This is a genomic window from Alcaligenes sp. YSL9 (assembly GCF_030515105.1).
Taxonomy (GTDB): Bacteria; Pseudomonadota; Gammaproteobacteria; order Burkholderiales; family Burkholderiaceae_B; genus Alcaligenes; species Alcaligenes phenolicus.
Map to the genome: position 1 here is coordinate 106,952 of NZ_JALXJU010000003.1, position 24,420 is coordinate 131,371.

23 protein-coding genes are annotated in these 24,420 nt (G+C 57.9%); 11 read left to right on the forward strand and 12 right to left on the reverse strand.

Features of this window, described 5'->3' with window-relative positions; genetic code table 11:
- Positions 1-2: 2 nt before the first annotated feature.
- From M2Q46_RS13195 to rpoH, 5 genes are all read left to right on the forward strand, one after another.
- Complete coding sequence (locus tag M2Q46_RS13195) at positions 3-854, forward strand: endonuclease/exonuclease/phosphatase family protein (RefSeq protein WP_009457467.1); 852 nt, start codon at positions 3-5, stop codon at positions 852-854.
- 41 nt (positions 855-895) lie between these two features.
- Positions 896-2,137, forward strand: coding sequence for a cardiolipin synthase ClsB (gene clsB, locus M2Q46_RS13200; RefSeq protein ID WP_035269720.1), 1,242 nt, complete (start codon positions 896-898; stop codon positions 2,135-2,137).
- Between the two features lie 152 nt (positions 2,138-2,289).
- A complete protein-coding gene (locus tag M2Q46_RS13205; RefSeq protein WP_302357421.1) occupies positions 2,290-3,396 on the forward strand; it encodes an S-(hydroxymethyl)glutathione dehydrogenase/class III alcohol dehydrogenase in 1,107 nt (368 codons plus the stop codon).
- Positions 3,397-3,523: 127 nt separating this feature from the next.
- Positions 3,524-4,417, forward strand: coding sequence for an S-formylglutathione hydrolase (fghA, locus tag M2Q46_RS13210; protein WP_035269721.1), 894 nt, complete (start codon positions 3,524-3,526; stop codon positions 4,415-4,417).
- A 286-nt stretch (positions 4,418-4,703) separates the two neighbouring features.
- Entirely contained in the window at positions 4,704-5,600 is an 897-nt protein-coding gene (gene rpoH, locus M2Q46_RS13215) for an RNA polymerase sigma factor RpoH (protein ID WP_009457472.1), read from the forward strand.
- A gap of 251 nt (positions 5,601-5,851) precedes the next feature.
- Here rpoH and M2Q46_RS13220 read toward each other — a convergent pair whose 3' ends face one another.
- Both M2Q46_RS13220 and M2Q46_RS13225 read right to left on the reverse strand, forming a co-directional pair.
- Positions 5,852-7,903 (reverse strand): TonB-dependent copper receptor, encoded by a 2,052-nt coding sequence (locus M2Q46_RS13220; protein ID WP_302357422.1) that lies wholly within the window; start codon positions 7,901-7,903, stop codon positions 5,852-5,854.
- 98 nt (positions 7,904-8,001) lie between these two features.
- Positions 8,002-8,439, reverse strand: coding sequence for a DUF2946 family protein (locus M2Q46_RS13225; RefSeq protein ID WP_239054864.1), 438 nt, complete (start codon positions 8,437-8,439; stop codon positions 8,002-8,004).
- A 283-nt stretch (positions 8,440-8,722) separates the two neighbouring features.
- Here M2Q46_RS13225 and M2Q46_RS13230 point away from each other — a divergent pair, with 283 nt between their 5' ends.
- A complete protein-coding gene (locus tag M2Q46_RS13230; protein WP_239054863.1) occupies positions 8,723-11,347 on the forward strand; it encodes a cation:proton antiporter in 2,625 nt (874 codons plus the stop codon).
- 43 nt (positions 11,348-11,390) lie between these two features.
- Here M2Q46_RS13230 and cyoE read toward each other — a convergent pair whose 3' ends face one another.
- From cyoE to M2Q46_RS13250, 4 genes are read right to left on the reverse strand one after another with little or no spacing between them, the layout of a single operon-like run.
- The gene (cyoE, locus tag M2Q46_RS13235) at positions 11,391-12,284 is read right to left on the reverse strand and encodes a heme o synthase (protein ID WP_022983662.1); all 894 of its coding nucleotides are present in this window, start codon (positions 12,282-12,284) and stop codon (positions 11,391-11,393) included.
- Positions 12,223-13,296 (reverse strand): heme A synthase, encoded by a 1,074-nt coding sequence (locus tag M2Q46_RS13240; RefSeq protein ID WP_302357423.1) that lies wholly within the window; start codon positions 13,294-13,296, stop codon positions 12,223-12,225. Before M2Q46_RS13240 ends, cyoE begins: the two co-directional genes overlap by 62 nt.
- A gap of 4 nt (positions 13,297-13,300) precedes the next feature.
- Positions 13,301-13,930: a hypothetical protein gene (locus tag M2Q46_RS13245; RefSeq protein ID WP_081055342.1), complete on the reverse strand. Its 630-nt coding sequence runs from the start codon at positions 13,928-13,930 to the stop codon at positions 13,301-13,303.
- A gap of 1 nt (position 13,931) precedes the next feature.
- Positions 13,932-14,714 (reverse strand): SURF1 family protein, encoded by a 783-nt coding sequence (locus M2Q46_RS13250; protein WP_302357424.1) that lies wholly within the window; start codon positions 14,712-14,714, stop codon positions 13,932-13,934.
- A 28-nt stretch (positions 14,715-14,742) separates the two neighbouring features.
- On the opposite strand from M2Q46_RS13250, the gene M2Q46_RS13255 reads away from it, so the two are divergent.
- On the forward strand, positions 14,743-14,949 hold the full coding sequence (locus M2Q46_RS13255) for a twin transmembrane helix small protein (protein ID WP_026483580.1): 207 nt from the start codon (positions 14,743-14,745) through the stop codon (positions 14,947-14,949).
- A 44-nt stretch (positions 14,950-14,993) separates the two neighbouring features.
- On the opposite strand, the gene M2Q46_RS13260 is transcribed toward M2Q46_RS13255, so the two are convergent.
- The 5 genes from M2Q46_RS13260 to coxB all read right to left on the reverse strand — a co-directional run bounded on the left by M2Q46_RS13260 (position 14,994) and on the right by coxB (position 19,045).
- Positions 14,994-15,869 (reverse strand): cytochrome c oxidase subunit 3, encoded by an 876-nt coding sequence (locus M2Q46_RS13260; RefSeq protein ID WP_009457487.1) that lies wholly within the window; start codon positions 15,867-15,869, stop codon positions 14,994-14,996.
- Positions 15,870-15,919: 50 nt separating this feature from the next.
- Entirely contained in the window at positions 15,920-16,144 is a 225-nt protein-coding gene (locus M2Q46_RS13265; RefSeq protein WP_003805158.1) for a DUF2970 domain-containing protein, read from the reverse strand.
- 1 nt (position 16,145) lies between these two features.
- On the reverse strand, positions 16,146-16,259 hold the full coding sequence (locus M2Q46_RS13270) for a cytochrome oxidase small assembly protein (protein WP_009457495.1): 114 nt from the start codon (positions 16,257-16,259) through the stop codon (positions 16,146-16,148).
- Between the two features lie 17 nt (positions 16,260-16,276).
- On the reverse strand, positions 16,277-17,884 hold the full coding sequence (ctaD, locus tag M2Q46_RS13275; RefSeq protein WP_009457496.1) for a cytochrome c oxidase subunit I: 1,608 nt from the start codon (positions 17,882-17,884) through the stop codon (positions 16,277-16,279).
- A gap of 75 nt (positions 17,885-17,959) precedes the next feature.
- The gene (coxB, locus tag M2Q46_RS13280; RefSeq protein WP_223253977.1) at positions 17,960-19,045 is read right to left on the reverse strand and encodes a cytochrome c oxidase subunit II; all 1,086 of its coding nucleotides are present in this window, start codon (positions 19,043-19,045) and stop codon (positions 17,960-17,962) included.
- Positions 19,046-19,395: 350 nt separating this feature from the next.
- Between coxB and M2Q46_RS13285 the strand changes: the two genes are divergently transcribed.
- The 4 genes from M2Q46_RS13285 (at position 19,396) to M2Q46_RS13300 (ending at position 23,764) form a co-directional block, all read left to right on the forward strand.
- Complete coding sequence (locus M2Q46_RS13285; RefSeq protein WP_009457498.1) at positions 19,396-20,223, forward strand: NUDIX hydrolase family protein; 828 nt, start codon at positions 19,396-19,398, stop codon at positions 20,221-20,223.
- A gap of 44 nt (positions 20,224-20,267) precedes the next feature.
- A complete protein-coding gene (locus M2Q46_RS13290; protein WP_302357426.1) occupies positions 20,268-21,140 on the forward strand; it encodes a PhaM family polyhydroxyalkanoate granule multifunctional regulatory protein in 873 nt (290 codons plus the stop codon).
- A 26-nt stretch (positions 21,141-21,166) separates the two neighbouring features.
- On the forward strand, positions 21,167-22,537 hold the full coding sequence (gene glmU, locus M2Q46_RS13295) for a bifunctional UDP-N-acetylglucosamine diphosphorylase/glucosamine-1-phosphate N-acetyltransferase GlmU (RefSeq protein WP_035269735.1): 1,371 nt from the start codon (positions 21,167-21,169) through the stop codon (positions 22,535-22,537).
- Positions 22,538-22,645: 108 nt separating this feature from the next.
- Entirely contained in the window at positions 22,646-23,764 is a 1,119-nt protein-coding gene (locus M2Q46_RS13300; RefSeq protein WP_302357428.1) for a glycosyltransferase family 4 protein, read from the forward strand.
- 7 nt (positions 23,765-23,771) lie between these two features.
- On the opposite strand, the gene M2Q46_RS13305 is transcribed toward M2Q46_RS13300, so the two are convergent.
- Entirely contained in the window at positions 23,772-24,248 is a 477-nt protein-coding gene (locus M2Q46_RS13305) for an Lrp/AsnC family transcriptional regulator (RefSeq protein WP_052159272.1), read from the reverse strand.
- Positions 24,249-24,420 lie beyond the last annotated feature (172 nt).

A 24,420-nucleotide genomic window follows, 5' to 3' on the forward strand; every position in this document is an offset into this window, starting at 1 on the left:
GCGTGTCAGTGATTCGGGTAGTTAGCTACAACATTCACAAAGGCCGCTCGGCTTCGGGCAAACGGGAGTCTTTGGCGGATCTGCGCCTGGGACTTTACGGACTGTCTCCCGACTTGTTGTTTTTGCAGGAAGTGCAGGGGCGTAACCAGCTGCAAGGCAGTCTGGACGCCCAGCACGAATCCCTGGCCGCTGCCTTGCGCATGAATACGGCTTACGGGTGTAACGTGGTTCGCCCTCATACGGACCACGGCAACGCCTTGCTGTCGCGCTTTCCCATTCTGCAGTACGAGAACCAGGACATTTCTGACCATCGTATGGAGCAGCGCGGTTTGCTTCATGCCGTCATTGATGTCGATGGCCGTCCGGTGCATTGCATTGTGGTGCACCTGGGATTGTTCAACAGCGGCCGAGTTCGTCAGGTTCAGGCCTTGCTCGATCGCATCAAGCGCATTGTCCCTGCGGACGAGCCCTTGCTGATTGCAGGCGACTTCAACGACTGGAATAACCGCCTGGCACCTATCTTTGTGCAGCAGTTGAATCTGTACGAGGTATTTTCGTTCTCGCCTCGTGGTCAGGCCGATAACCGTTTCCGACTGCGTCAGCCCATCAAATGGCTGCGTACCATGCGCAAAAGCGGGCTGGTCGTGCCGGATCAAGGCATTCAGTTGGGCGTGAACGGTGCTGCACGCATGACGCCACCGCCTCGTACCTTCCCCGCGGCATTTCCCTGGCTACGTCTGGATCGCGTCTACCAGCGTGGTTTTGCAGTGCGTAATGCCCGTGTACTGGTGGGAGACCCCTGGAAACAGTTGTCCGACCATGCCCCCATCCTGACCGAGCTGGAGCTGCCGTAAAGGGGCGTTCAGTGGTTTCTTAACGCATAGGCCTAGCAAGCATGCCGAGTCTGAAGCGCGATCCACTATGGCACGAAGGTAATCAAATCACCTTGCTGCAAAACGGCCAGGAGTTCTTTCCGGCCATTTGCGAAGCTATCGATCAGGCGAAAAAGCGTCTGCATCTGGAAACCTATATCTTCAACCTGGATGACAGCGGTCACAGCGTTCTGGACGCCTTGCGACGAGCCTGTGAGCGGGGTGTACGCGTACGTGTGGTGATTGATGGCTTTGGCAGTGATGTGCATGCCTTGCAGATTGCTGAGCAGTTGAAGGCCATGCGTGCCCGTTACCGGATTTATCGCCCCAAACCCCAAGGGTGGCGCGAACCGCGCTTGTCCTTGCGACGTTTGCGCAGACTGCACCGGAAAATGCTGGTGGTCGATGAGCGCATTGGCTTTGTGGGTGGCATCAATATTCTGGACGACTTTGATGAAGTGCCCCTGATCAATGGACAGGGCAGGCCGCGCTTTGATTTTGCTGTACGCTGCGAAGGGCCCATTGTCGACGATATGGTGCGTGCTCAGCAGGCTCTATGGCTGCGCATGGCCTGGCGCAGACGCAAGGATTGGGACAGCTTCACCCAGCGCTTTACCCTGTGGCGTGAATGGCGCAAGCGGCGTCAGGCGCGCAAGAAGGCGGAGCAGGCCGGGCAGGTTTTTGAAGGAGTACGGGCCTGCTTGCTGCTGCGGGACAATGTGCGCCATCGGCAGCAGATTGAGCAGGCGTATCTGCACTTGCTCGGCAAAGCGCAGGAGCAGGTAGTGCTGGCCAATGCCTATTTCTTTCCGGGCCGTACCTTGCGTCGCCGTATCGAACAGACGGCGGAACGAGGCGTGCGGGTGCGTTTGTTGCTGCAAGGCCATGCCGAATACTTCCTGCAATATCGGGCCTGTAGATTCATGTACGGGAAGTTGCTGGATCATGGCATCGAGCTGTACGAGTACAAGGCCAGCTATTTACACGCTAAAGTCGCCGTTATCGACGACTATTCCATGGTGGGCTCGTCCAATCTGGACCCGTTCAGTCTGTTGCTGGCGCGCGAGGCTAATGTGCTGATTCAGGATGTGCCTTTCACCCAGGACCTGCAGGCCAAGCTGGAGTACGAGATCGAGCACAATGCCGCGCGCGTCTACCCGGAGCAGTATCAGCGTCTGGGTTTGTTCAGTCGACTGGGCGATTATCTGGCTTATGGCATGTTGCGCCTGGGCGTGCTGCTGACGGGTAAATCGTCCTTGTATTGATGCCTGCCAGGTGATTTGTACGGGTCTTTACCCATACAAGGTGCCGCCAGCCGGGCAGCGCCTTATAAAATACTCTCTATACTTTAAGAGTTTGGTCCCGAAGGACCGAGTTTGCCGTAACCATAATTACTTTTACCCGGAGGGTGGACCACATGAAAACACGTGCAGCTGTTGCCTGGAAAGCGGGCGCTCCGCTAACGATTGAAGAGGTCGATCTGGCAGGTCCCAAAGAGGGCGAGGTGCTGGTCGAAATCAAGGCGACGGGCATTTGCCATACCGATTACTACACCTTGTCGGGTGCTGATCCAGAAGGTTTGTTCCCAGCGATTCTGGGCCATGAAGGTGCAGGCGTGGTGCTGGATGTAGGTGCTGGCGTGACTAGCCTGCGTCCCGGCGATCATGTGATCCCTCTGTACACGCCCGAGTGCCGCCAGTGCAAATCCTGCCTGTCGCGCAAGACCAACCTGTGTACCGCGATCCGTTCGACTCAGGGCAAGGGCCTGATGCCCGATGGCACCTCGCGTTTCTCCATTGGCGGCAAGCCAGTGCACCACTACATGGGCACATCGACCTTCGCCAACCATATCGTGGTGCCGGAAATTGCCTTGGCCAAGATTCGTAGCGACGCGCCTTTCGACAAGGTGTGCTACATCGGCTGTGGCGTGACCACAGGCTTGGGCGCTGTGCTGTTCACCGCCAAGGTGGAAGCGGGCGCCAACGTGGTGGTGTTCGGTTTGGGCGGTATTGGCCTGAACGTGATCCAGGGCGCCAAGATGGTTGGTGCTGGCAAGATCATCGGTGTGGACATCAAACCCGAGCGCGAAGCCATGGCTCGCCAGTTTGGCATGACCGATTTCGTGAACCCTAACGAGGTTGAAAACGTGGTCGACCACATTATTCAACTGACTGACGGCGGCGCGGATTACTCCTTCGAATGTATCGGCAACACCAAGGTGATGCGTCAGGCACTGGAGTGCTGCCACCGCGGTTGGGGCCAGTCCATCATTATTGGTGTGGCCGAAGCCGGTGCCGAAATCTCCACCCGTCCGTTCCAGCTGGTCACAGGCCGCGAATGGAAGGGCTCTGCCTTTGGTGGCGCTCGTGGCCGTACCGACGTACCTACGATTGTGGACTGGTACATGGATGGCAAGATCAATATCGATGATCTGATCACCCACACCTTGCCGCTGGAGCGCATCAACGAAGGCTTTGACCTGATGAATGCCGGTAAATCCATCCGTTCGGTGGTGATGTACTGATAGACGTCGCTTGAAAAGGGCGCAGGCAGTCGCCTGCCCCCTTTATCCCGGTTTCAGAGCTCGTATGCTGCCCTTGGGCGTGCCACGGGCTTTGGACCGGATCTGCAATTGAGAACACGAGGGGGCTATGACTCAGACACTGGAACTGCTCAACGAACACCGCTGTTTTAATGGTTGGCAGCGCTACTACCAACACGCTTCGCAGACAATTGGCCTGCCCATGCGGTTTTCTGTGTACATGCCGCCACAACTACAGGCCAGCGCTCAGAAAGGGGCTGCCAGCCTGGCAGAGGCTATCGGGCAAGGCCGTGTGCCTGTGCTGTTTTTTCTGGCAGGGCTGACCTGCACGGAAGAAACCTTCATGATCAAGGCCGGTGCCCAGCGCTACGCTGCCGAGCACGGCATCATGCTGGTCACTCCCGATACCAGCCCGCGTGGCGCTGGTGTGGACGGGGAGGACGATGGCTGGGATCTGGGAACCGGTGCCGGTTTTTATCTGGATGCCACTGAGCCCGGCTGGAGCAAGAATTACCGCATGGAAAGCTATGTGACCCAGGAGCTGTTTGATCTGGTCACGACTATCCTGCCCGGCGACGCCCGCCGTGTCGGTATCTTTGGTCACTCCATGGGCGGGCACGGTGCCTTGACGCTGGCTTTGCGCCACCCTGGCAAGTACCGCTCCGTGTCGGCCTTTGCGCCTATTGCTGCGCCGACCCGCTGCCCTTGGGGCGAAAAGGCCTTTGGTGCCTATTTGGGTCAGGATCGCCAGGCTTGGGAACAACACGACGCCAGTGCCCTGATGGCCAAGACCAGTACGCCGTATCCCGCCGGTATCCTGGTGGACCAAGGCTTGAGCGATGGCTTTCTGGCCGAACAACTGTATCCGGAAGTATTCGAGCAGGCATGCGAGCAGGCCAAACAGCCTTTGACCCTGCGCCGTCACGACGGCTATGACCACGGCTACTACTTCATCTCGACCTTCATTCAGGACCATCTGAATTTCCACGCCGAGCGACTGTGATCGCTGGATAAACAAGGTCGCACTTTGTTATTTTCAGGTGGGCATGAAGGCGTTACTCTCAGGCAGCCACGGTTTTTTGCCTGTTTGTGGCGTCCTGCCCACCGATTTGCCGCAGTTTTCCCTCCAGTAGTGAACTTTTTCTTGCTGCGACGCTCTTATTCCTGTACTCGAAATTTTTAGCACTCCAGACCATCGAGTGCTAAACTCAATGATTGTTGAAATACGTTTTCTGCGGTTTGAGAGCCTTGTTTAGTGCTCTCGCCGGCTGACTTTTGAAGGATTTTCCATGACACAACAAGCGAACGCTTTGGCCCTGACGTCTGGTAATGAACTCGTCGCCGCCGTGTCTAATCCAGGCGCACTGGGGACGATCGAAGCGTATATTTCTGCTGTTAACCGCCTGCCCATGCTCAGCGCCGAACGCGAAACCGAGCTGGGTCAGCGCCTGCGCGACCAGGATGACCTGGATGCTGCGCGTGAACTGATTTTGTCGCACCTGCGTCTGGTGGTCTCCATTGCCCGCCAGTACCTGGGTTACGGCTTGCCGCATGCCGACCTGATTCAGGAAGGTAACGTGGGCCTGATGAAGGCCGTCAAGCGCTTTGACCCCGATCGCGGTGTACGTCTGGTGTCCTTTGCCGTGCACTGGATCAAGGCCGAGATCCACGAATATGTCGTGCGCAACTGGCGCATGGTGAAAGTGGCCACTACCAAGGCCCAACGCAAACTGTTTTTCAATCTGCGCCGCATGCGTCCGGACGGACAAACGCTGGATACGGCCCAGGTAGACGCGATTGCACGTGAACTCGATGTGCGTCCTCAGGACGTCAGCGAGATGGAAGTGCGTCTGTCCGGTCACGATATGGCCCTGGAAGCCCCGGCCAACGACGACGATGACAATTTCGCGCCTATCTCCTACCTGTCCGATGAAGGACACGAGGAACCCACACGCGTGCTGGAGCGTCGTGCCCAGGACATGCTGGAAGGCAGCGGCCTGGAAGAAGCGATCGACACGCTGGACGAGCGTTCGCAGCGCATTGTGCGCGCCCGCTGGTTGCAGGACGATGGCGGTGCCACCTTGCACGATCTGGCCGCCGAATTCGGCGTGTCGGCAGAGCGTATCCGTCAGATCGAAGTGGCGGCGTTCAAGAAGCTGCGCGTCGCCTTGGCGCCTGCGGCTTAAGTCGTTTTAAAGAGTTACAACTTTTCGGGGAATCCGAAGAACTTAAGCTGATCTTCGCGGACTAAACAATACATTTGCTGATTTTTGCCACCTATGCAATTCGGCATTTGCGCATCCGCTTCGGCTTCTCCTCTTCCCCTCCCTTTTGAAGCGGATGTTTACGGGACACCAGCTAGGTGTCCCTTTTTTTTTGCCCTGATTTTTCAGCTATTTTGCTGGCCGAGCCAGACCGACCCGGCAGGCAAAAACGGTTAGAAGGTCAGAGCGGCACGCAGCCAGACGGTGCGGCCAGGGTCATTAAAGCGGCTTGCTGCGCCAAAACCAAAACCACTGTTCCCGGCCAGATTCAGGTGCTCGCCGTAAGTTTTGTCGAACACATTATCCACACCGGCTGTCAGGGACAGATTGCGGTTGATCTTGTAGCCGCCATACAGCGACAAGGTACTGAAACCACCCGTAGGCCCGAAGTCGTAACCCACCACATTCCCTTGTCCCTGCGAGTAGCGATTTTGCTTGGCCACAATGCGCCAGACACCGCCGGCAGACCAGGGGCCTTGCACATAATCCGCTGTCAAACGCAGATCCAGCGGGGGCATTTGCGGCAGTGCTCGGCCATCCGTACTGTTACGGCCCCAGGCATAGGCCAGGCTGCCGCCCAAGGTCCAGTTGGGCGTCGCTTTCCAGTCCGTACCCAATTCGCCGCCCATGATGCGGGCCTTGACGTTTCTGGCCTGGGTTTTCATGCCCATCATGCCACCGGGCAGGTAGTCGAACAGGATGTAATCCTGGATCTGGCCAATATAGGCGGAAGCCCAGGCCGAGACCGTTTCATCCTTGTACTGAGCACCAAAATCCAGCTGTGTGGTCTTTTCAGGCTGAATGCCCAGGAAGGCACTGGCGCTACCTTGCGGGCCGCTGGCCGGGGAAATCAGTTCCCAGTAGTCCGGCATGCGTTGGACATGGCCAATACCGGCGTACAGGCTCAAGGGCAGGGAATCCAGATCATGCTCGATACGCAGGAAGGCACTGGGCAGGGTTTCTCTACGGCGCTCGTTCGCACCGGGGTTGGGCTTGCTCATCATGCCACTGCCCAGGCTGGGTCGCAGGTCGCGGGCACTGGCCCAATCCAGACGTGCGCCACCAATCAAACGGCTGACGTTGTTCAGATCCCAACGGGCTTCGGTGAACAGGCCAATATTGTCAAATTCGGCATCTTTCACCCAATCCTGGTCCCGGTAGTCCTGCATGCCCATACCGCTGCGTTTGCGATGGCGGCTGCGCATCAAATCAGCACCCGTGGTCAAGGTCAGGTCCTCGCTCAAGGCCCAGTCCATGCTTAGACGGCCACCCCAGGTCAGGCGGTCCACATTGGAGGCCATAGGCATGGACATGCCGCCACCCGGTTTGAAGGTGCGCAGCCCGTAGTTGTCCATCACGTGATCGGCGTAGTTGTAGTAGAGCTGGGCCTCTACATTGCGCAGCACGCCTTCGTGCATCTCCTTCTTGAAACGCAGACCCAAGGTTTCACGCTTGAATTTCGTGCCATCCATGCCACGACCGGCGTAGCGGGCATAGCCGTCACCCGTACCTGCGCTTAACTCCAGCAAGGTATCGGCATCCGGGGTCAGGCCAATGGCGACGTCTGTATTCCACTTTTTCCAGCGCGAGGGCACACGTTCGCCATCACCGTCCTTGTAGTCCTGAGCGCGATCTTGATTGGCAGTCAGGCGGGCATAGTAAGAGGCATTGCCAGCCGCAAAGTCCACATTGCCTGCGTGACGGCCAGCCGAACCGCCCAGAATACTGGCGTCCAGCGTGGCGTCGTTCTCGGTAAAGCCGGGCGCTTTGCGCTCGAAGCGTACCGTTCCGGCAGAAGCACCCGGGCCCCAGCGCACGCTTTGCGGGCCCTTGATGATGGTCAGTTCATCAAAGGATTGGGGCGAAATGTAGGAGGTCGGCGCATCCATGCGTGACGGGCAGGCACCGGGCATGGAGCTGCCATTGGTCAGCACATTCAGACGCGAGCCAAACATGCCACGCAGCACGGGGTCCCCGTTGCTGCCGCCATTACGAATGGCCGCAAAGCCAGGAATGGTTTTCAAGTAATCCGTGCCGTCGCTGGCAGGCAAAGGCAAGCGGGGCAGTTTGGGGTTGGTGCTGAACTGCAAGGGGGATTCAGGAGCCACCCCGGTCACCACAATGGGGCTCAGTTGTTCAATAACGGTGGATTGGGCCAGGGCAATAGAGGGCACGCAGGCCAGCACACCGGCGCTGATCAGGCCGGGGTTTATTAATTTCTTCATGACTAAATTCCGAAGAGCAGCCGTCGTCCAGCGGCAAACCCGCTTGGGCGATGGCAACAAAGGAGAAAAGGCGTGGCGGCAGAGCCGAACGCGGGGAATCAGACAGGAAGAAGAGAGGGCGGGGCGCGTTGCCCCACAGGCGGGCCACGAATAAAGGCCTGCGCCAGAGCGGGGCTAAGAGGGGGAAGCAGGAAGGGCCGGAACTGGCCCAGGCTCAAAGGCGTGACGATAGCAATCGGCGCGGGCGTCAATGCGGCTTGCAGCATGACGCAGAACGGACAGGTGGCGCTGGTGGTGGCCTCGTCCGAATGGGACGTGGCGTCCTCGCCTAACAAGGCCGCCCAGTGCTGAATCATTTCAGGGGGAAGGCTTTGTCCTGAAGGCAGACAGAAGGCCAGCGCATACCCCTGATCTGTCTGCTTGGGCATATAGCCCGCAGGGACCATGCCGCGCAGCACCACAGCCAGCAACAACAAGCACAGGCCCAGACGATGGGGCCAGTGAGTCGCAGCGAGGAAGGTGCGCGGGAAATTCATGATGCGAAAGTATAACGAGTTATGTCAGACGTGAACTTGCGCTGGCGCAGATTTTGGCTTGCCGCCGTATCACCGTCCATTTGTGTTTCTGAATGCGGGTCCATAGGCCAAAAAACGTAAATTTTGCGAGAAAAAGATAATTCGGCGGCTGTGTGTCCGGAAAAAGGCGCTATTCTGATTCATGCGGAAAGCGGGGGGATTTTCCGTGCCGATCTGGCCTGCCCATGCCTGAATGCGTATGTACATGCCGATCGACTCAATGCCGATGACAAAGGATGTCGCGATGCAGATTGGGCAGTTTGTTTTTGGGTTGGCAGGCCTGCTGGGGCTGGTTGCCTTTATGCCGCCTTTGGCTGGACGCTTGCGACTGCCGTACTCCGTACTTCTGGCCTTGATCGGCTTTGCGCTGGGCATTTTGCTGCACCTGCATGCCTGGGCGCCCAAGATGGTGTCCGACTTCCTGGATACCTTGCAGGCCTTTGACATCTCCTCCGAGACCTTTCTCTACGCTTTCCTGCCCATCCTGCTGTTCGAGACTTCGCTGGCCATGAACTTGCGCCGCCTGCTCGACGATATCGGCGCCATCTTGATGATGGCCATCGTGGCCGTAGTGGTCTGTACCTTTGCCGTTGGCTACGCCTTGAACGCGGCTTCGTCTTATGGGCTGGTGGTCTGTTTGATGTTGGGCGCGATTGTGGCCACGACGGACCCTGTGGCCGTGGTGGGCATTTTCCGTGAAGTGGGTGCACCCAAACGCTTGTCTACCTTGGTGGAAGGCGAGGCTCTGTTTAACGATGCGGCTTCCATTGCCTTGTACTCCGTGCTGTTGGCAGTCTTGACGGGGGGTGGGGAATTAAGTGGCAGCAAGGTGTTGGGCAGCTTCCTGTTCAGTTTTCTGGGCGGTGGTGTCGCGGGTTTCTTGATGGGGCGTCTGGCCAGCGGCCTGTTTGTGCTCTTGCGCGGTTGGCCGGCTGCTGAAGTCACGCTGACCATTGCCTTGGCGTACCTGGCCTTTTTTGTATCCGAGCACTATCTGGGCGTATCCGGTGTGGTCGCCACGGTCATTTCCGGCCTGGTGGTGGGCTCGACAGGCCGCACCCGCATGTCGCCTGCGACCTTCGAGCTTTTGAGCAGCTCCTGGACTCAGATGGGTTTTCTGGCCAACTCCCTGATCTTCCTGTTTGCCGCCATGCTGATTCCACGCCTGATGGCTGAAATCACCTGGATGCAGATCGGCCTGGTGGTCTTGCTGTTTGTGGTGACCTTGCTGGCACGGGCCGTTATGGTGTTTGCCGTTCTGCCCTTGCTGGGGCGCACCCGCTTTGGCACCCGAGTCAGTCGCCCCTATCGGGTGGTGATTCTGTGGGGCGGCCTGCGTGGCGCTGTTTCCCTGGCGCTGGCCTTGGCGGTTACGGAACAGCACGCCATTCCGCATGATGTGCGCCAGTTCATTGGTGTGGCCACCACGGGTTTTGTGTTGCTGACCCTGTTTGTGAACGGGATCAGTTTACGCCCCTTGATTCGTCGTTTAGGCCTGAATCAGCTGACCCCGCTGGAGCGCCACTTGCGCGATCAGGCGGTGAGTCTGGCCTTGGAAGAGCTGCGCGACAAGACCGAAGAACTGGGTCGGCAAGAGCAGATCAAGCCACAGGTCATCGAGCGCCTGTGTACGGTGTTCGATGCCAGTCAGGCCGGTGTGGCATCCGGCCAGATCCAAAGCCTGACCGAAGCACAGAAAGTAAAAATGGGGATGGCGATTCTGTCGGCCCGCGAGGTGGAGCTGTTTTACGAGCTGCTGAAATCGCAGATTGTGGATTGGAAAACCGCCGAGTCCTTGTTGAGCCGGGCCGAACGCATGAACGATACGGTGCGTCTGGCTGGCTTGGCCGGTTTCGAGGCCGCCATTGCCAATGATCTGCGCTACTCCCGAGGTTTCCGGTCTGCTTTACGCTTGCACTATCTGTTTGGCCTGCAAGGCTGGCTGGTGCGGGAACTGGACAAGCGTTTCTCGAACCTGATCGCCAAGCGCTCGGTGGCCCAGCGTCTGATACGTTTTGCCGAAACCGAGCTGGCTCCTTTACTGGGACAACAGGCTACGGGCACGATTGTGCAGGCTCACAAGTTGCGTCTGTCCCAGCTGGAAGACGCTTTGCATTCCTTGACGCTGCAGTACCCGGTGTTCGCGCAGTGGCTGCAAGAGTCCTATCTGGCACGCGTCGCCGCTTCGCAAGAACGCGCCCACTACCGCACCATGTTGTCCCACTCTCTGATTACCAGCGAGATGTACGCTGATCTGGTCAAGCAGATCACACAACGCTGGCGTTATCTGGACGAGCGTCCCACTCTGGACATGACCATGAGCGCCATGGAACTGATTGCCCAGGTGCCCATGTTCGATGGCATTTCCGAGCAAGCCAAGAAGGAGCTGGCGCGACGTTTACGCCCACGTCTGGCGCTGCCAGACCAGAAAATTCATCTGCGTTATGGTGGCATGCGTGTCATGTTCTTTGTGGCGTCCGGGGCGCTGGAGCTGACTTTGCCTGATGGTAGCCTGGTGGAACTGGGGACAGGGCAAACGATTGGTGAAGTCAATGTCGTGGAACATAGCGACCACGTTGGTGAAGTGCGCTCCCTGGGCTATAGCCGCTTGCTGATGCTGACTGAGCGTGATTTCGATACCTTGCGCGGCAAAGATCCCATCTTCAGTGAAAAGATCGAGGCCGTGGTGCGACAGCGCCAACGCGCGTATCAAGTGTGGCAGGAGTTCGAGTCCGGCCAACGCCAACATGAGGAACTGCCACCGCTGTTTGGTTTGGCTCATGCCTTGAGCGAGGCAGAAAGTTTTGTAGGCCCGCCTTTACCCCCGGACTGGGTACGACAGGCGCAGCCCACCGAGGGACAGGCATAAAAAAAAGCGAGCCGATCATGGCTCGCTTTTTTAGTGGGCGTGATCAGATCAAGCGTACCCAGTGATCCAGCAGCAATGCCCCAAACAAGACCGCCAGATAAATAATGGAAAAGCGGAACAGCTTGCGAGACAGCTCATCACTGTAGTTGCGGTGCAGTTGGTGGGCGTATTGAATGAAGCGTGCACCCAGCAAGATCGCCGCAGCCAGGTACAACGGCCCGCTCATGCGGATGATGAAGGGCAGCAGGCTGGAGGCCATCAGGATGTAGCTGTAGAGCAGCACATGCAGCGTCGTAAAGGTCTTGCCGTGAGTGACGGGTAGCATGGGCAGGCCGGAGCGCTGGTAGTCGTGTTGACGGTAGAGCGCCAGGGCCCAGAAGTGCGGCGGCGTCCAGATGAAGATAATCAGCACCAGCAACCAGGCTTCAGCCGGAACAGCGTTGGCAATCGCGGCCCAGCCTAAAGCAGGTGGCATGGCACCGGACAAACCGCCGATCACGATGTTCTGTGGGGTCAGGGGCTTGAGAATCACGGTATAGATCACCGCATAACCAATGAAGGTGGCCAAGGTCAGCCACATGGTCAGCGGGTTCACCCAGTAATACAGCACCAGCATGCCCATGCCGCCCAACAAACCGGACATGGCCAGCACTTGCGGCGGGGTAATGGTGCCGCGTGCCGTACCGCGCCGAGCGGTGCGCAACATGCGGGCATCAATCTGGCTTTCGATCAGGCAGTTGATGGCAAAGGCGGCAGCCGCCAGCATCCATATGCCCAGCGTACCCGCGACCACGGTACCCGGATCGGGCAGGCCGGGAGCAGCCAGAAACATGCCGATAACGGCACAGAAAACAGCCAGCTGGGTGACTCTGGGTTTAGTCAGTACCAGATACTGGCGCAGGAGCGAGGCAGGAGCCAGGGTAGCGGTGTTTGTCATACTGTATTCCTTGGGGGACAGTCGACTTGCGGGAAAGCCGTACCAACAGGGTGACGCAGCATAAAACGAGACCGGCAGCTCCCCCATTATGCAGGACGGCAATCAAAAGAGGCCATTGGAAAAAGATCGTGGTTAACCCCGTGATGAGCTGGGCCAGCAGCAGCAAAAGCACCAAAGTCGCGGGGCGACGCAAGATGGGATCGGCGCGTAATTTCCACGCAACGGAACCCAGAACCAGAAACACCAGAAAGGCCATATTGCGATGGACCCAATGGATGGCGGTCAGCGCGGCCTGGGAAATCATCTCACCTGAAGGCAGCTCGCCCAACGCGCGGAACAGCGAGAACCCGCCGTGCAGATCCATCTCCGGTATCCATTGACCGTGGCATTGCGGGAAGTCCATGCAGGCCAGCGCCGCGTAGTTGGTGCTGACCCAGCCGCCCAGACCAATCTGAATCGTCAGCAGGATAAAGGCCCCGATCAGCCAGGGTCGCCAACGGCGGGTTACAGGTGAGACTGGCGGTCCTGGGTTTTCGCGCACGGCCAGCCAGGTCATCAAGGCCAGCACGCTCATGCCACCCAGCAAGTGAGTGGTGACAATAATGGGCATCAGCTTGTGAGTGACTGTCCAGGCACCAAAGGCCCCTTGCACGCACACAGCCAGTAAGGTGAAAGCCGCCAGCCTGGCCGAATGCCCCAGCGTATGGCGATGCCGCCATGCCATCCAGACAATGGCAATGATCAGCATGCCCAAAGCCGCGCCCACGTAGCGGTGGATCATTTCAATCCAGGCTTTGCCCCAGCTGACCGGGCCATAGGGCATGGCTTGATAGGCTTGTTCGATATGTGCCCCTGCACCCAGCGGCGTAAGCTTGCCATAGCAACCGGGCCAGTCCGGGCAACCCAGGCCCGAATCTGTCAGACGCACAAACGCGCCGAACATGATCAGGTCCAGGGTCAGGAACCAGGTCAGGTAAACCAGCTTGCGGTAGCGTTGGCGTATATCGGCCATGAGCTTATCCGATGCGTGAATTGTTCAGCAGTTTGCGAATGTCGGTGCGAACCTTGAGCGGGTCGGCATCGCCGGGGAACAGCATCATCAAATTGCCATTGGGGTCGATGATCCACATGCCATTTTTGACGGCTTGTTCGGGGGCCTTGCCAGCGGCTTCAGGGGTCAGGAATTCGGCCAGTTGGCGTGGGTCCGCACGCAGCATATGGGTGCCTTGATAGGCCTCCAGAATTTGTTCCGAAGGCTGGCCCTGGTCAGTCACAAACCAGACGCGTGTCAGGCGTTCCACGTTCTTGCCTTGGCTGGCGTGGGAGTTGCGCAGAATGAACAGCTTGCGCACGCAGCTTTCGGGGCAGGCGCTTTCATCGGCGCTGACCAGTACCCAGCGGCCCCGCAGCGATTGCAGATCAAAAGCTTCGCCTTGCAGATTGCGAAGGGGAAGTGCGGCAGGTTCAGGCACGCTGCGTTGAGGCTGAATCAATTGGCCGTAGGCATTGCTCTCGTCTGGCCGCAGTCCCAGTGATGGCATGTAGTAGGCAGCCAGTGCGAACAGCACTGGTGCCAGACTGATCGCCAGCAGCAGATACAGCGGAGTCATGGAACGCGGGCGGGTTGGGGGTTGAGTCGTGTCCACGTCAGGTTTTCCTTGTAGGGGCAGAGTTGAGCCTGGAGCGTCGCAGCCATTTCCACGCTACACCGATCCAGGCACACAGGGCAATCAGGGCAAAACCGAACCATTGCAGTGCGTAGCCACGGTTCTTTTCAAAGTCGATATTCGGGTCGGGCCAATTGGTTTGCAGCTCCGAAGCGGGAGCCGTCTGGGCCAGCACGCGCGGCAGCACAGGCAGATCAATTCGGCTGCGCAGATCTTCCAGGGCCAGGTTCTGCACGACGGGGGGCGCGCCAGACGGGTCGGGCAAGTGTGCAGGCAAGGGGCTGCTGCCCAGCTCAAATAGACGCGGCACGCGTTCCATCAACTCGCCGGAAATGGTTTGGTGGCCGGATGGTGCAGCCGGAACACTAGGGGTTTGCCCCGGTACGCGAGCCAACCAACCACGTAGTACGAGCAGGCTGGAGCCCGCCAAATCGCCCTCATCCAGCACAAAAGGGGTGGCAATCCAGTAGCCCGGCTTACCTTTGAAATTGCGATTATCCAGGAGTACAGTTAACTCACTGCGCCAGGAGCCGTGCACCGCGACAGACTGCCACAAGGCACCTTTATCCAGGCTGGCCTGGGAATCAATATGAAGGGGAGCTTGCTGGCGGCCTTGTTCTATTTGTTGTGCCAGGCTTTGACGTTCCTGCGCGCGGCTCAGTTGCCAGCGCCCCAGGCTAATGAACAGCAGCATCAGCAAACCCAGACAAACCAGGGCAAGCAGGGATCGAGTCGAAGAAGAACGAGGATTGTTGCTGGACATCCATTCAACCTGAAGCGGGGGAGACGTAATGCGTGTGCTAGTCCTGATCGTGTTTCTGGGGATTATTGTTTCGCTGGGTTCGGCCCTGGTGTATTTGATGCGGGACCGGGGTAATTCCAATCGCATGGCCTATGCGCTGACCTGGCGAGTGGGCTTATCCGTGGCCCTGTTTCTGTTTGTGTTGCTGGCCCATCATCTGGGTTGGATTGAAAGCACTGGTGTGCCTTTGGCTTGAAGGAAAAATCCAGGCCCGAAGACACGGGCCTGGAGCATGAATCGCTAGAACCAGTACACGTACAGATACAAGCCCAGCCACACCACGTCAACAAAGTGCCAGTACCAGGCGGCGCCTTCAAAACCAAAGTGGTGCTCGGCGGTAAAGTGCCCGCGCATCAGCCGTATCAGCATTACCGTCAGCATGGTGGCGCCAATGATCACGTGAAAACCGTGAAAGCCCGTCAACATGTAGAACAAGGCCCCGTAAGCGCCGGAAGTGAACTTCAGGTTCAGCTCGGCGTAGGCGTGCATGTATTCGTAAGCCTGGCAGGCCACGAAGGCAAAGCCCAGCGCAACCGTCATGAACAGCCAGAAAATCGCGCTACTACGCTTGCTGGCTCGCAGCGCGTGGTGAGCAATGGTCAGGGTGACGCCCGAGGTCAGCAGCAAGGCCGTGTTGATCGTAGGCAGCCACAGCGGGCCTACGGTCTGGAAGGGGGCAACAGTGCCCGCCGGGCCTTGATTTGGCCAGGTGCCGGTGAAGTCAGGCCAGAGCAGGGCGCGGTGATCCAGGTCGCTTAATAGCGGCGTGGCAATTTCGCGGGTATACCAAAGCGCCCCGAAAAAGGCCGCAAAAAACATCACTTCGGAAAAGATGAACCAGGACATGCTCCAGCGATAGGAGATATCGACACGGGTGCTGTTCAGACCTGTTTCAGACTCGCGCACGGCATCGCTGAACCAGAAGAACAGCACCAGCAAGAAGCTGAGAATCCCGACCAGGAACACCCAGAAACCGCCCGGCCAGTTATTGATCCAGGTAGCCGCACCCAACAGCGTCAGGCACAGGGAAAGGCTGGCGCGTACCGGGTGCCCCGATAAGCCGGGGACGTAGTAATACGGCGCCTTGGACGGGTGAGCCGTAGTCTCGACATGCATAGTGTTCTCCTTCGGGTCATGTGCCCTGGGGCGCAGTATCCGGCCAGGGTTCAGCTGGCCTGACCAATGAACCAGCGGGCCACCATAATCAGGCCCACAACGAAAACAACCGTGGCGATCAAGGCGGCAATAATCAGATAGACCGGATTGATCTTGGCAATGTCCTGCTCATGGTCACGACCACGACGGACTCCAAAAAAACCCCAGGCAATGGCTTTCAATGTCTGGAAAAAACTGAGCTTGCGCCGTGTGAGGTCCCGAAAATCGTCATCCATATCACTGTCCTAAAAATTGACTGCCTTTTAGAAAGGTCCAGGCCATGACGGCAATGACGAACACGGCCAGGAGCAATCCCAGACGGCGGTTGCGACGGCGTTGTTCGGGGGTCATACGGCGTTCCTCCAGTGTTACTTGACGACAGGGGGTACTTCAAAGGTGTGGTGCGGAGCGGGCGATGGAACAGTCCACTCCAGACCTTCGGCACCTTCCCAGGGTTTGGCGCTGGCCACTTCGCCCTTGCCGCGTGCGGCCTGGATCACGATGTAGATCAGCAGCAGTTGCGACAGGCCGAACCAGAAGGCGCCAATGGTGGCAATCTGGTGGAAATCCGTGAACTGACCGGCGTAGTCCACATAACGACGTGGCATGCCCGCCAGACCCAGGAAGTGCATGGGGAAGAAGGTCACGTTGAACGAGATCATGGTGGACCAGAAGTGGATCTTGCCCAAGCGCTCGTTGTACATGCGACCGGTCCACTTGGGCAGCCAGTAGTAGGCACCGCCAAACAGGGCAAAGAGCGATCCGGCCACCAGCACATAGTGGAAGTGGGCCACCACGTAATAGGTGTCGTGTACCGCAATATCAATCGGGGCCACGGCCAGGATCAGGCCGGTAAAGCCGCCAATCGTGAACACGAAGATAAAGCCGATGGAAAACAGCATGGGCGTTTCAAAGGACAGCGAACCGCGCCACATGGTGGCTACCCAGTTGAAGATCTTCACCCCGGTCGGAATGGAGATCAGCATGGTGGCATACATGAAATACAGCTGCCCGGTTACCGGCATCCCGGTGGAGAACATGTGGTGGGCCCACACCAGGAAGGACAGAATCGCGATGGCGGCGGTGGCGTACACCATGGAGGCATAGCCAAACAGGGCTTTGCGCGAGAAGGCAGGCACGATGGCAGAGACAATGCCAAAGGCCGGCAAGATCATGATGTAGACCTCGGGGTGACCGAAGAACCAGAAGATGTGCTGGTACAGAACCGGGTCACCACCACCGGCGGCGTTAAAGAAGTGTGTACCGAAGTGACGGTCCGTCAGCAGCATGGTCACGGCAGCGGCCAGCACGGGCATCACGGCAATCAGCAGATAAGCGGTAATCAGCCAGGTCCAGCAAAACAGCGGCATTTTCATCAGCGTCATGCCAGGCGCGCGCATGTTCAATACCGTCACCACAATATTGATGGCCCCCATGATGGAGGACGCGCCCAGAATGTGGACCGCGAAAATCGTGAAGTCCATGCCTGGTCCCATTTGCAAGGACAGCGGGGCGTACATGGTCCAGCCACCGGCAGGCGCGCCGCCCGGCACAAAGAAGGACGCGGTAAACAGAATCGCGCCTACGGGCAGCAGCCAGAAGCTGAAGTTGTTCATGCGGGCAAAAGCCATGTCCGATGCGCCAATTTGCAGCGGAATCATCCAGTTGGCAAAGCCCACAAAAGCCGGCATGATCGCGCCGAAAATCATGATCAGGCCGTGCATGGTGGTGAACTGGTTGAACAGCTCTGGCCGGAAAAACTGCAGGCCCGGCTGGAACAGTTCGGTACGCAGCAGCAAGGCCAGCACGCCGCCCTCCAGCAACATCACAAAGGAGAAGATCAGGTACATGGTCCCGATATCTTTGTGATTGGTGGCGAACAACCAGCGACGCCAGCCGCTAGGGGTGGCATGGGCATGATGGTGATCATCATGTCCGCTCGGGTTCGCTACATGGTCGACGGTGACGCTACTCATGCTTGACTCCTTGCTGCACTCCCCCTGGCCGTAGTCAGGGATAGATTGATAGTGTGATAGGCGGCGCGCGCAAAATTAGCGCTGTTCCTTGACGTCGGCGGGCATCACGACAGGGTCAGGCCCTTTGCCAGCGTTGCCCCAGGCATTGCGTGTGTAGGTAATGACCGCAGCAATCTGTACATCGGTCAGTTGATTGCGGAAGGCGGCCATTGCGGTGCCAGGATGACCATTCAACACCGTGTCGATCTGGCCTTTCTTGGGGGCGAGCACGAACTTCGTATCGCCGTCCAGAGCGGGGAAGGTGCCGGGCATGCCCTTGCCGTTGGCCTGGTGGCAAGCCACGCAGTTCTGCGCAAAGATCTGTTTGCCGCGCTCGGTCAACTCGTCCTTGGTCCACTCTTTATTGGGATCGTCGGCCTGGGCAGTCATCAAGTCGTTCTGCTCCTGAGCCCACTTGTCGTAGTCTTCTTGCGCCATCACTTGCACCACGATGGGCATATAGGCGTGGTCCTTGCCACACAGCTCGGCGCATTGACCGCGGTAGGTGCCGACCTTGTCCGCACGGAACCAGGTATCGCGCAAAAAGCCAGGGATGGCATCTTGCTTGACGCCAAACTCGGGCACCATCCAGGAGTGGATGACGTCCTCGGCCGTCAGCATGACGCGCACTTTCTTGTTAACCGGCACGACCAGTGGCTTGTCCACTTCCATCAGATAGTTCGGGCCAATGGGTTCGCGGCCTTCAATCTGGGCGCGTGGGGTGGACAGGTTGGACAGGTATTTCACACCCGTGGCCGGACCGTCCAGATACTCGTAGCCCCATTTCCACTGATAGCCAGTGACCTTGACGGTCAGGTCGGCGCTGCTGGTGTCCTTCATGGCCACCACGGTTTTGGTGGCAGGCAGTGCCATGCCGATCACGATCAGGAAAGGAATGATGGTCCAGGCCACTTCCACACCCAGGTGTTCGTGAAAGCGGGCGGCAATCGCGCCCTTGGACTTGCGGTGCCGGATGATGGAATAGAACATCACGCCGAACACGCCAATAAAGATGATGGTACAGATGATCAGCATCATCCAATGCAGCCAGGCAATGTCCTGGGCGATGGGGGTAACCCCGTTATGCAAATTGAGCTGATTGACACGGGGACCACCCTCCATGTGGGTGATCTGAGCCAGGCTTGGCCCTGCCGTCGAACAGGCGGTCAGAGCAAATAAACTTCTCCACATCTTCATTGTTGTCCCTCTTTTGGTGTTGCCATGCCAAACCGGGGTTCGGCTGCGTCAACGCTCCGAAAAATCCAACGCTGGAAGAAACTGCTGTGTTGCAGTGGCGGGCTTGTCGCATCTAAGTGCTGGTCCGCTCGAAGTTTTTAGTAGCTTATCTGTTCACGGAAATTATATAGAACTTGTTTTAGCCTTCAAGGGCAGGGTATGTCCCTAGAAGACAAGGTTGGACTAAACGCTACAAAAGCCGTAATGGGGCAAGGCTTGAATTACAATCGCCGACTATGACTTTGTTCCAGAACCGATCACTTACTCAGGCCCTGCGTCAGCGCATGGCCAGCTTGACCAGTCAGCTGCAACAATTGCCCCCACCGGGCAGCCGTCCTGTCACTGTTGATGGGCGCGTTGCCGGATGGATCACCCCCAAGGCCGCTCGTTGTATCGAGCCTTTGCCAGGGGTCTCGATTGAAGAAGATGTCTTGCGTCTGAGCGATTGCCCCAGCCAGGAATTGAGCTTGGCTCAGGTCCTGGATCAGGTCGCCTTGCGTTTGCAGGAAGGCGGTTGCATTCGGGCCTGGCGTGACGAGTTGCTGGACGTGGTCGGAGAAGGGCAGTGCCTGTCGCGCATTGAACGCGGTGCGGTACGGCCCTTGGGCTTTTTGACGCAAGCCGTGCATTTGAATGGCTGGTCCACAGACGGCCGTATCTGGGCCGCACGTCGTTCACCCACTAAGTCAACAGACCCGAATATGTGGGACACGCTGGTCGGTGGATTGGCGGTCAGTGGTGAATCACTGCATACCTCCCTCATACGCGAAAGTTATGAAGAAGCGGGGTTGGCCGAGTCCGTGCTGGACAATTGCACCCCTTTGCGTGTGTCCTTGCGCATGCACCGTCGCCTGCCGGAAGGCTATCAGGTGGAGAACGCCCTGGTTAGCGATTGCGTGCTGGCCGACGATGTACGGCCCTGCAATATGGACGGTGAGGTTAGTGAGTTTCGCTTATTGACGCTGGATGAAGCCTGGCAAATGATAGAAGCAGATTTGTTTACCCTGGAAGCGCAAGTGGTGCTGATCGACAGCATCAAGCAGCATCTGGAACAGCTGGCCTGAACCTGGGAGTCACCGGGCAGGCATCAACCCGATGGGAGCTACGCATGAACCCGAATCCTTTTGGTATACCTGATTTCAATGCCTTGGGCGGCGGCAACAATCCCTTGCTGCGCAGCATGGACATGATGGCGCAGGCCTGGAAAAACATGGCCAGCGGCGGGGCGGGCGATTTGAGCTCGGGCATGATGCCCAGCTTGTCCCCCGATGATCTGGATCGTCGTATTCGTGACTTGCGTGCCGTGGAAAGCTGGTTGCAGCTGAACCTGTCCATGCTGAGCACGACCATCCAGGGGCTGGAGATTCAGCGCTCCACCTTGGCGGCCATCAAAACCATGGCACAGCAAGGTACGCAGGCTGCGGGCGGGAAAAATCCCTTTGAAGCCTTTATGGCCTTCAATCCCATGGCGGCAGCGGCGGATAGCGCGGCTGCCTCAGATTCCAAGTCTGGGGCCAACAAGCCGGAAGCGGCATCGCAAACGGCATCTCAACATGCTTCGACACAGCCTCAACAAGCTGCACCACAGCCCGAAGCGGCTGCCAAGCAGGACGCCCCAAAAGATAAACAGCCCGGTGCACAGCAGGACGCCGGTGCAGGCAATCCCGCTGCACAAGCGTGGTGGAACATGCTGCAACAGCAGTTTGATGCCATGGCGACCGCCACAGCCGCATCAATGCAGCAGGTGGAAAATTATCGTCAGCAGGCGAGCAAGGCTAAAGCGGCAGGCTCGTCGGCCAAACCCTCCAAACCGGCAGCTGCCAATGCCCAGACGTCGGCCAAGACCAGTGCTCCGGCAGCAGCCAAGCCGGTAAAAACGGCAGCGAAAGCCGCCACTAAAACTGCGGCCAAGGCGGCCACCAAAACGGCGGCTAAAAAAACCGCCACGCGCAGCACCAAAAGCAGTACCAAAAAGAACTGATCGACCAACCTTGTAGGTAAATTTTTATGCTTAATATCGTGATTCTGGCAGCAGGCATGGGCAAGCGTATGCAGTCTGACCTGCCCAAAGTACTGCATCCTATCGCCGGCAAATCCATGCTGGCCCACGTGCTCGACAGCGCACGTGAACTGGAGCCGGAAAAAGTTGTGGTCGTGGTGGGTCATGGCGCCGAGCGCGTTCAGCAAACCTTCGCACAGGCCGAGCTGGCCTTTGCCTTGCAGCAACCTCAGCATGGTACGGGCCATGCAGTGCAACAGGCCGTGCCTGAACTGGTCGGTGGCGACCAGGAAGATGACGCCACGCTGGTTCTGTATGGCGACGTTCCTTTGGTTCAGGCTGACACCTTGCGCCGCTTGCTGCAAGCGCGTGGCCAAGGCGTGGCCGTGCTGACCGAAACACTGGCAGACTCTACCGGCTACGGCCGCATCATTCGCGGTGCAGATGGCACCGTACAGCGCATTGTCGAGCACAAGGATGCCAGCGAAGCCGAGCGTGCCGTGAAGGAAGTGAACACCGGCATTCTGGTAGCCCCGACGGCGCGCCTGAAAGATTGGCTGACCCGCATCACCAACGACAACGCTCAGGGCGAGTACTACCTGACCGACATCATTGCCTTGGCGGTTGCCGATGGCGTGCCCGTGCAAGCTGCTCAGCCAGCTGCTGGTTGGGAAACCCTGGGTGTGAACAGCCGCATTCAACAGGCCGAGCTGGAGCGTCTGTGGCAAGCAGAACAGGCTCGCCGTCTGTTGGAAAAAGGCGTGACCTTGGCCGACCCGGCCCGCTTTGATCTGCGCGGCACACTGGAGTGTGGCCGTGATGTGTTCATTGATGTGGGTTGCGTGTTTGAAGGCAAGGTTGTGTTGCAAGACGGCGTGCGTGTCGGCCCGCATAGCGTGCTGCGTGACGTGACGATTGGTGCCGGTACGCAAATCGAAGCTTTCAGCCATCTGCAACAAGCCCAGGTTGGCGAAGAAGCCCGTATCGGCCCTTACGCCCGTCTGCGCCCTGGTGCTGTTCTGGCCAATCACACCCACGTGGGCAACTTCGTGGAAATCAAGAACACCCAGCTGGGTGAAGGTTCCAAAGCCAATCACCTGGCCTATATCGGTGATGCCGATGTGGGGCAGCGTGTGAACATTGGCGCAGGCACCATCACCTGCAATTACGATGGCGTGAACAAGTTCCGCACCGTGATTGGTGACGATGCCTTCATCGGCTCGGATACGCAGCTGGTGGCTCCGGTGACGGTAGGCCGTGGCGCAACGATTGGCGCGGGTACGACCCTGGTGCGCAATGCACCGGATGATCAGCTGACCTTGTCGCGTTCGGAACAGCGCAGCGTGTCCGGCTGGAAGCGCCCGGTTCGCAAATCTTGATGTGTGTTAGCCCATCTTCGGTATTTCTCCCTTTGCATCGCAAGGGGAGCATTGCTGCGTGCTCTTGTGGCACACAGTGCCCGGATGGGCTGATTCTGGATCGTCGTCATGCGCATTCTGCAGCTTAACTTCGAGCGCGGCTGGCGCGGTGGCGAGCGGCAAACCCTGCTGAGCATCCAGCAGATGCAACAGGCTGGTCATCAGGTCAGTCTATTGGCCCGACGTGATGAAGAGTTGGCCAGGCGTGCTAAAGAGCAGGGCGTGAGTGTGGTGGAATGCGCCTCCGTAGGTGCCGCGCTGCGCTATTTACTGGTGCATGGCCGGGGTTTTGATATCGTCCATTCCCAAACCGCGTCCTGCATGAGCTGGCTGGCCTTGCTGCATTTCTGGTTGCCCAAACGGGTGGTCTTTACGCGCCGCACGGCTTTTCCGATTGACCGCAAACGCGTCGAGCAACGTAGCGGACAGCAGCCAGACAGCGCTTTGACTTCCAAGGAACGACGCACGCGTTGGAAGTGGCGCAAGGCGGATCGTTTGGTAGCGATCAGCCAGGCAGCAGCGGCAGAGCCGCGTCGCCTGGGCTTTTCCGTAGATGTGATTCCTAGTGCCATCGAGTACGTCGAGCAGGATGAAGCCTATGTGAACCACTTGCGGCTGCGGTGGAATCCGCAGGGCTTGCACGTTCTAGGGACGATGGCGGCACTGACGTCCGAGAAAGATCCCCAGACTTTGATACGCGCGGTTCATGCCTTGTATCAGCGTCGTCAGGACTTTGTGTTTTTGCATTTCGGTGCGCCTGGCTCCGAGACCTCGGCGGCAGAGGAACTGATTGCGCAGTTGGGGCTGGAAGACTGCTACAAGCTGGCTGGTTTTGAAGCCCGCCCCGAACAGGCTTATCGCTTGATGGACGGCTTTGTCTTGAGCTCCCGGCATGAAGCCCTGGGCTCCAGCGTTCTTGATGCATTCGTGTACGGCGTGCCCGTTACGGCCACGATGGCGGGCGGTTTGAGTGAGCTGCTGGATAATGGACGCGGCAAATTATGTGCGGTTGGGGATGCACAAGCCATTGCCCAGGCTTTGGATGACACCTTGAGCAATCCGACAGCAGCGCGGCAACAGGCAGCGCTGGCGCATCGCTGGGTGCAACAGGAGCATGACCCTGCCGTCATGGCGCAACGTTATTTGCGTCTGTATCAGCAACTGGTACAGCAACGTGTACGGAACTGAGCCCGGCTTACATCTTTGGTGCAGGTAAAGGCACCCGCGTCTCGAACTTGGCCTGATGAATCGAAAAGAAGCTTCGTATATTGCGGATATTCGCCTGACTGGTGAATAAAGCGTGAGCCAGCTTGTGATACGCCGTCATGTCGCTGACTTGCAAGATCACAATGAAATCCACCCCGGTCGAGACGCGATAGCATTGCGTCACCGCTGCTTCGGGGGCCATCAGGCGCTCGAATTGCTGCAGATATTCTTCACCCTGACGGTCCAACGTAATCTCCACAATGGCCGTCAAGCTGGGGCCCAGTTGCTCCGGGTCCAGCAAGGCAACCTGCCTGCGAATTACCCCTTGTTCGCTTAAACGACGTACTCGCCGCAGGCAGGTTGGGGGAGAGGCATGCACGCGCAAAGCCAGCGTTTGATTGCTGATGGAAGCATCATTTTGCAGTTGCTCCAGAATGCGTAAATCCAGCTCATCCAGTTCAATCATGACATTGTTTATCTATCTATGATGAAATAAAATTCCGTTAAATAAAATTAATTTAGCTTTTCTTTCATATTGATTATTAAATGAAATTTTAATTCATTTCGAAGAAAAAATAGACATAAAATTTTTCATGATTCAGATCAGAATAAGCGGATTGAATTGATTAGTTGGCCCA